The sequence below is a fragment of the Pedobacter sp. genome (genome assembly GCF_035566355.1).
Lineage (GTDB): Bacteria > Bacteroidota > Bacteroidia > Sphingobacteriales > Sphingobacteriaceae > Pedobacter.
This window is the reverse complement of sequence record NZ_DATMRL010000120.1, coordinates 1-6,236: the sequence shown is the minus strand read 5'-3', so window position 1 is coordinate 6,236 and position 6,236 is coordinate 1. Positions and strand designations below refer to the sequence as shown.

Sequence of the window (6,236 nt, the reverse complement as noted above, 5' to 3'; positions counted from 1 at the left end):
TGGGCACGCGTAAAAGGTAAGACAGAGAATGCGCTTGGGCAAATGGCGTTCAGAGCACAATATAATTTCAGACCAATGGGGTGGAGCCTAAAACGACTTGATTTTGAGAATGGCATCCAATGTAAATCAGAATAATTATTAGGAATTGTAGCAAAGTTAGTGCCTGATATTGCGGAATGATCCTCTAGGTTTGCCCGATCTGTTAAAACTATTTTAAATAGTGATTGTTAAGCTGTAAAAAATAAATTATGAATGATTTTTTTAGGGGAATTATCGCAGCCTGGGGTGCAAAGAAATTGGGCGGAGGTTGTTTGTCTACTGTTATTATTTTTGTGTTGATATGGACCTTGCTTGGCAAGTGTAATCAGGGAACGAAAGCTGAGGTTCAGCCAGTATCCAAGCATCGTAATGCAGTCGACAAATAAGGGATGGCATCATCATAGCCCCAAATCAATGATCACGGTATAATTATCTGGATAGATCGGCAAGTACTTGTCAATTGTAATAATGACATTACTTTGTACAACATTAAAATTATCCAGGCGTTAACATGAATATTTACTCCCTAAAAAATGTTAATGATATACCCTAATCAGAATTCAATGAAAAAACTAAGATCAAAAGTAGTAGCGGCGCTCAAAAGGGAATTTACCTATGAATGTACCATTTCTTCTAGAATGAATCAGGTCATTTTAAAGGTCAGAAATATTGATTTAGAACAGGAGCTGGGAAGATTGTTACAACAAATACAGCAAATCATAGAGAAACATTATCCCCAAAGAGAAGAGCATATTTTGCTGGTCATACGTGCAATGGACGGAAGCAATGAAAATACTTTTAAGATTTGGAAGTCTGTTTAGTACGAAGTTTTTTATTCATCCTTTAAATAATATTAGTGATTTAAGGTGTTTGTTGTTAAATCCATTCCTTGTTCAGGTATGTATTTGTCATATTCCATGTGCTTTGCCACAGCGATAGCGACTTCTTTGCCTCTTAATTTTGAAACCAGATGTAAAGCGCCGTCTATGCCAGCAGAGATTCCTGCGGTGGTAATGACCCTGCCGTTATCTACATAACGGACATCTTTAAGTACTTTGGCTGTTGGTACTACCTTTTGCAGGTTTACTATACTTTTATGAAAAGTGGTCACAGTAAGTTTGTCAAGCAGACCTGCTTTTCCAAGGATGAATGCTCCTGTGCAAACGGAGAAATAGTTTTTGGTGAATTTTTCTCTTGATTGTATCCATGAAATAACTTCAGGGTCGTTAACCGCTACATCGTCAGAGCCTCCAAATACAGCAAAAATATCGGTTTGTGGAGCGTCTTTTATGCTATAATCTGGAATAATTTTTAAAATTCCTTGCGAGAGAAGAGGCGCTTTGGTTTTTGCTACGGTAATGACCTTGAAACCCGCGTAGGAAAAAACCTCCATCGGGCCTGCAAAGTCGAGTACTTCTACACCATCATACAGATAAAAACATATCGTTGTTTTTTGATCCTTTGGAACCTGTTGATTTTTTGCAATTAAGGTCATTCCGCAATGTGGACATTGGCCTGGTTGCTGAAAAGTCAGCGTGTCACAAACATTGTTACAGGGTGGACATACGTATCTGGCTGCATCGGCTTGTGCAAATGCCAGGTAAGGAATAAAAACGAATAGAAGGAATAGCCTTTTCATAAATAGATTATATGTAACAAAAATAACGGACTGCAAAGAATAAATCAGGACATATGTGTATCCAATCCAGCCATTCTGTTAGGCGAGGTTTCTTCTTATACTTCTTTGAGTAATTTTCGTACTTGGGCGCTACTTTTGTAACCGCATTCTTGCGCTATCCAGGCGAGCTTATATTTTGCTTTAAGAAGATGTTTTGCCTTTTCTTGCCTTAAAAGCTGGATATATTGACCAATGGTTACTCCTGTAGCCGATTTGAAAAGTCGTGTAAGATTGCGTGGGCTGATAAAGATCAGTTCTGCCAATTCTTCTAGCGTTAATTTATGCTGCAGGTGTTTTGTGATATAATCTTGTACCTGATGTATGTGATGGTTGATGTGCTGTCTATTTTGCAGGTAAATACTATTTTGTACTTCCATACCATCTCTGCGGATGTAAACAACCATATCTTTTGCGACTCTACAGGCAAAAGCTACTCCATGTTGCTCTTCAACCAGATATAGTGCCAGATCAATACCGGTTGCAATGCCTGCACTGGTAAAGATTCTGCCGCTTTGTACGAAGAGCTTATTCTCAATGACTTTTAAACGGGGGTATTCTTTCTGTAAGGCTGCTGTCCATGCCCAATGTGTGGTGCAGTTTTGGCCATCTAACAGGCCGGAGGCTGCTAGAGCAAAAGCTGCTGTACAGATTGAACATATTGTTGCACCTTGTGCGGCTGCATTTTGCAGCCAGGGTATCCAGAGTTTGTCATCTGCTCTATTCCATTTGGCAATTTCCATCCCGGCCAGGACAACAATGTCTTCTTTTTCTACATGGATAGAATGTAGCGGCTCAACATTGGTAATCCCCAAACCGGATGAGGTTTGGGGATTTGGGGATGGTGATACATAATGGATATCGTAATGCTTCCCACAGCAGCCGGATTCATAGAAGACAGTAACTGCGCCTGCCAGATCCAGAAGATGCACGCTGTTGAATATGAGGAATATAACCCTGTTGGTTGCCATACTTCAAATTTATTCTTTATTAAAGGTGAACGTAGCGCCGTGCTGTTTTAATATAACTTGTTTCTGAGCAGGGTTAAATTCAAGAGCAACTCCGATTTGTTCAGACTTGAACTTGTTTTTCTCACTAGCTTCCAATGGAAAGGCGGATTGTCCGGTTGCTTGTACGACTAAAGTCTTATCGTTTTTGGTTACAGTAAGTTTTAAAGGGATTTGCTGACTGGCATATACGCCCAGATATTGGTCCAATTCTTCACTGGAAACTTCAATAGTAGCAAAATTTGGGATCTCAAATGGTTTATTATAGACGCTGCTTAGCAATGCAATCATAATCTTATTGTTATCGTACTTTGACCCATTTGAAGTCAGAGCTACTGCAGTTTTATCAGATGGGAAATAAGAATAAACTGAAGTGAACCCATCTATCCCACCAGTGTGTCCATAGCTCCATTTATCATAGAAAGGAAATTTGAAAAGGCCCATTCCAATGCCGTCCTTTATCGTTTCCATTTGTTCTAAGCTTTTAGCTGATAGGAGCTGCCCTCCAAATAAAGCTTCTGCAAATTTGGTTAAATCAGTAGGAGTAGAGACAACGGCCCCTGCACCCATAGGAACGGACATATCCGTTTCTGGTTCTTTGTTCCAGCTGTTTACAAATTTATAGGAATTACTTTCATTGTTTTTAAGGTTTATTTTTCCACCATAGAATGTGTTCTTCAGGTTTAGAGGTTTTATGATTTTTTCTTTTAGGATTTCAGAATAAGGTTGTTTATAAATCCTTTGTAAAATGAATGACAAAAGTACAAAGTTGGAATTACTATAGGAGGTTTTGCTGTCAGGTTCAAAATCACTCCCTCCTTTTATAATAATATCAGTAAGTTCTTTTTCAGATTTTTTTGTTGTATTCCATTGTTGATATTCTTCATCATCAGTAAAATTATGAATTCCACTTCTGTGGTTTAGGAGCTGAGCAATGGTAATCTTGTCGGCGTTTTTTACATTGGGAAAATACTGGTTTATGGTCTCTCCGAGTGTCAGTTTACCTTCTTCAATGGCTTTGAAAATGAGAACTGTTGTAAAGGTTTTGGAAATGGAACCAATCCTGTATTTAGTGTCTTTATTAGATTTGGTATGATTTTCAATATCAGTATATCCAATGGCTTTTGTATAAAGCAATTGACCATTCTGTGAAATGGCTACACTACCCATAAACTTATTGTTGTCTTCGAGCGTTTTGAAATAAGCATCTAACTTAGATTTGTCAATGTTTTGTGCGTATGAAAATGATAGGGAAAAAATAAGTGGGATTAAGGTAAGCAGGTTTTTGTACATAGTTTTAGTGTTTATGGTGAAAACGATTTTTAATCTTGAGTAAAAAAGTGAGCAGAAGATACAATACAATAGTGAGGACGATCATTACCGGAATAAACCAGTTTCCTAAAATCTCATGACCTGGATAATTTGATGACATTCCCAGAATAAAGGTTGATCCCTTTTTATAAAATAAGCCAACGCGATCCGGCATGAAGGTCTTTGCACCAATTAAGAAAATAAAAGCAAACAGGCACAGGTAGAGGAGAAAGAATATAATATAGCTTAAGCCATTACCAATATTTAAAATGAGCGCTTTGAAAATATGGATAGGATTGAATGTTCTTGTAGCCTGTGTCAATTTTTTATCTGCTACAAGAGGCTTTAGAACCTCTTCAGGACTTCCTAATTTTTGAAGAATGTCCAGAAGCTGTTCAATTTCATTATCAGACCTCTTTTGGCTGAAATTTTCATAAATATGACTGTTTAGCTCCATCATAATTTCCAGCTGGTCTTCTTTAGATAAGGATTTTGTTGCCCTTTGGATCCGGTCTAAATATTCCTGGTAAATCCGTATGGATGATTTATCTGTAAATGGTATTTTGGTTAAGTTCATTTGGATATTTTTAAGATGGAGTTGTTGAGTTCGTTCCAATAAGTATTCATTGATTTAAGTGTAGCTACACCCTCATCGGTAATGTTATAATACTTTCTCGGAATTCCTGAATCCTGCTCAACCCATTTTGAAGTGATGAGATTTTCCGCTTTTAGTCTGTTCATTAATGGATATAATGTTCCTTCAGCAATTTCTATGGCCGTATTCTTTTTAATTTCACTAATCAGGTCGTAACCATAGTATTCCTTCCCATTTTTTAAAATGTTCAATACAATAAAGGTGAGCGTTCCTTTTTTTACCTGTGAGATCCATTTATTTATAAACTCCTGATTCATGCTGTAAATATATAACAAAATACATAGTATAACAATGTATTATTGCATTGTGATTTTATACCATACAACGTTTGTTCTAAAACGATGTTTTTTTCTGATTTACAATACTTAAAAATAAGTAGTAAGAATAAGTAGGAAAGGATGCCCCCCTAATGTTGACGCGGCTATATCCTGGATATCAAAGGTTCTTCCTGGAATTAAAAGTACTTATCAATTATTTAGCTTTTCTTATAAAATCCAGGACGAATCTTTTCCGGTTTTCGATGGAGTCCTTTGGGATGTCAATGATTTGATAATTATAACTTAAGTAAGTCTCCTTCATTATATTGTAAGTCATTTTTGCTTCCTGCCAGGTTTGCTTTCTTTCACTGTCTGTTTGATAAATCTCCTGCCATGGGGGTAAAATAAAAACGTTTTTGTTGTACCGATAGGATTGAGCGATACTGTTGATTTCAAAAGAAATTTCTTTTTCTATGATTTTTGAATAACAAACTGAATCTGGAATCCCCCGGTCAAAAAAAGAAAGGGATTCAGAATTTTGGTTCTGTATTTCTATATAGCTTTTTAAAGAAGCTTCGAGCATTAGCTTCAGGTATAGTTCTTTATCTTTCCATGGCAAACCTGTTCCATTAGTTTCCATTTGTTGTTTAATGATTTCTCTGGCGACTTCAGGAATAATCTGGTGGCCTTCTTTTTGAAGTTCATTGAGAAGAGTCGTTTTTCCAACTCCAGGACCACCAGTTATGATATAAAAATTTTCATTTTCGAGTTTCATTGATATAATATAGGTTTACAGTTATTTCAGCTCCAGTATTTTTACTTCAAATGGCTGCAGGCTTAACGTGATTTTATCATCACTAGCCATCTTTTCTTCCTGATGCTGAGTCAGTACATTCCATACTGCATAGGTTTGTCTTTCTGATGTAGGTAACTCTAATACATCTTTAAGGCTAAAAATGATTTGTTTGGTTTGTGAAGAAGGATTTCGCCAGGTTAAAATCCCTTCTTTTTTATTCCATGCTGCAAATCCGTAAATCTCCTCTTTGGCTGGATCTCCGCCTACCCAGTGCACATCTGATAGGACGTGTTGATGCTGTTCTGACCATTTCATTGCCCTGGCCAATTCATTCCAGGTTTTGTTGTTCAGCAAGTGGGGATTAATGTAGAGTTCCTGCATGCCTGTTCCATTGCTGAAAAATTCCCATATATCTTCTGTGATGCCTTTATCATCATTGGAAAATTCTGCACCTATACCGTTTTCATTGTTCACCACTATTCCGTGATACATTAGT

At 37.1% G+C, this 6,236-nt stretch carries 7 protein-coding genes and 1 pseudogene; 1 reads left to right on the top strand and 7 read right to left on the bottom strand.

Features of this window, described 5'->3' with window-relative positions; all coding sequences use genetic code 11:
* The first annotated feature begins 602 nt into the window (after positions 1-602).
* Positions 603-860, top strand: a complete 258-nt coding sequence (locus VNZ46_RS04685) for a hypothetical protein (RefSeq protein ID WP_325558974.1) — start codon at positions 603-605, stop codon at positions 858-860.
* Between the two features lie 32 nt (positions 861-892).
* Here the strand turns inward: VNZ46_RS04685 and VNZ46_RS04680 are convergent, their stop codons facing one another.
* From VNZ46_RS04680 to VNZ46_RS04650, 7 genes and pseudogenes are all read right to left on the bottom strand, one after another.
* Entirely contained in the window at positions 893-1,678 is a 786-nt protein-coding gene (locus VNZ46_RS04680) for a DJ-1/PfpI family protein (RefSeq protein ID WP_325558973.1), read from the bottom strand.
* A gap of 95 nt (positions 1,679-1,773) precedes the next feature.
* Positions 1,774-2,685 (bottom strand): GlxA family transcriptional regulator, encoded by a 912-nt coding sequence (locus VNZ46_RS04675; RefSeq protein WP_325558972.1) that lies wholly within the window; start codon positions 2,683-2,685, stop codon positions 1,774-1,776.
* 9 nt (positions 2,686-2,694) lie between these two features.
* Complete coding sequence (locus VNZ46_RS04670; protein ID WP_325558971.1) at positions 2,695-4,014, bottom strand: serine hydrolase domain-containing protein; 1,320 nt, start codon at positions 4,012-4,014, stop codon at positions 2,695-2,697.
* A 4-nt stretch (positions 4,015-4,018) separates the two neighbouring features.
* Positions 4,019-4,609 (bottom strand): HAAS signaling domain-containing protein, encoded by a 591-nt coding sequence (locus tag VNZ46_RS04665; RefSeq protein ID WP_325558970.1) that lies wholly within the window; start codon positions 4,607-4,609, stop codon positions 4,019-4,021.
* Positions 4,606-4,944, bottom strand: a complete 339-nt coding sequence (locus VNZ46_RS04660; protein ID WP_325558969.1) for a PadR family transcriptional regulator — start codon at positions 4,942-4,944, stop codon at positions 4,606-4,608. Before VNZ46_RS04660 ends, VNZ46_RS04665 begins: the two co-directional genes overlap by 4 nt.
* 214 nt (positions 4,945-5,158) lie before the next feature.
* Positions 5,159-5,719, bottom strand: coding sequence for an AAA family ATPase (locus VNZ46_RS04655; RefSeq protein ID WP_325558968.1), 561 nt, complete (start codon positions 5,717-5,719; stop codon positions 5,159-5,161).
* 21 nt (positions 5,720-5,740) lie between these two features.
* Positions 5,741-6,236, bottom strand: a pseudogene (locus VNZ46_RS04650) (hypothetical protein); the annotation flags it as partial.